The 1,531-nt window shown below is 61.1% G+C and carries 2 protein-coding genes; both read right to left on the bottom strand.

Features of this window, described 5'->3' with window-relative positions; all coding sequences use genetic code 11:
* Positions 1 to 1,120, bottom strand: a 1,120-nt coding sequence (locus LQ952_RS15780) for an RNA-guided endonuclease InsQ/TnpB family protein (RefSeq protein WP_238623567.1), incomplete at its 3' end; no start/stop codon positions are given.
* Positions 1,121 to 1,123: 3 nt separating this feature from the next.
* On the bottom strand, positions 1,124 to 1,531 hold a 408-nt coding region (gene tnpA / locus LQ952_RS15785), incomplete at its 5' end, for an IS200/IS605 family transposase (RefSeq protein ID WP_238623568.1).

Below are 1,531 nucleotides of genomic sequence, written 5' to 3' on the forward strand. Positions count from 1 at the left end.
TGATCCCATTTCCAACATCAGGCGTATTTACAGCCGCCCTCGACAGCGGGGCACCGCTGCCGATCCGGGCAAGATTTCGGCTCGCATTCAAGTCGCTGTGCGCCCGGAGACCACAGTGTTCGCACACGAAACGATGTTTGCTGCGCTTGCCGATGCTTCCGCAGTCGGAGCAGGTCTGGCTGGTATAGGCCGGGTTCACGTATTCGACCGCAATACCCGCCGCTTTCGCCTTGTATTCGACGAAGCTCTGAAGCTGCCGCCATGCCCAGCGGTGCAGGCGGCCACGCATGCGCTTGCCCGCCTTGATGCGGGAGCGAATGTGCGTCAGGTCTTCCATCGTGATCTTGGCGACACCAGCCTGGATGGCTGTCTGGACGATGGCCTTGCTCGTTTCGTGATTGATGTGCTTCACACGCCGCGCCTCCTTGCCGGAGACCTGCCGGAGCTTTTGTTTGGCGCTCTGACTGCCGTTGGACTGGAGGCGGCGGCGCAGGGCAAGGTAACGGTCGCGCTTATCGCGCAGTGGCTCGCCGCCGAAGACCTTGCCCAAGCTATGGGCGGCGAGGTTGTTTTCTCCGACATCCACACCCATCACAGGGCCGGATGCCACAGGTTCCGCGTCGCAGGACTCGACGACAAGGTTGAAAAACCACTGCCCTTTGCGCAATACCAGCTCCGCCTCCTTCGGCTGGCCGGATTTAAGGATGCGGCGCTGATGTTCGCCGGGACGCATTGCGACCTTGATACGGCCATCAAGCGTGTAGAGCGTGACAGCATCGTTCTTGAGGGTGTAGGTGCGTTTGTCGAAGTGCACGCTGGGGCGGTCGAAGCGGATTTCCGGGATCGGCTCATCTTTCCTGATGCGCCCGAGTTCCTTTTGCGCCTTGTAGGCCTTGCACACCGAGAAGATGACGTTGCAGCACATCTGGCTGCCCAGCGGCGTGGCCTCCCGCAGGTTGCTGTACGTTCGCTGGTGCAGCCCAACCCGGTTCCACAGACGATACTCACGCACGATGGGAACCAGACGGTTGCACGCATCCGCGTAGGCTGTTCGCAACGCAGCAAGCGCTCTGGCCTGCTCCGCGCTCACCTCCAGCCGGATCGACGCCGTGCGCATCATCGCTTATCGCCTCTTGGTGACATGCTCGGAACGCTCGATGTAGCGACGGATGGTTTCGGCACTGACGTTTCCCGCCGTGCCGACGTAGTACGACGGCGACCACAGGTGTCCGCCCCACAGCCGTTTCTTCAGCGCCGGGAACTGCTGGAACAGACGGCGAGCCGTGACGCCCTTGAGTACCTTGACGGCATCGGCCACGGCAATGGCAGGCGGGATGCTGACGAACAGGTGGATGTGATCCGGCTGAATCTCCTTGGAAATCACCGGCCAACTCCGTTCCGCGCAAATCGCATCCAGCATCGCCCCTGTTTCCTCCGCCACCGCTCCAATCAGTACGTCGCGCCGATACTTCGGGCACCAGATCACATGGTACGCCGTTTGATAGACACAATTACGTTTCGTGACAACATC

It is taken from the genome of Ectothiorhodospira lacustris (genome assembly GCF_022227785.1).
Classification (GTDB): Bacteria; Pseudomonadota; Gammaproteobacteria; order Ectothiorhodospirales; family Ectothiorhodospiraceae; genus Ectothiorhodospira; species Ectothiorhodospira lacustris.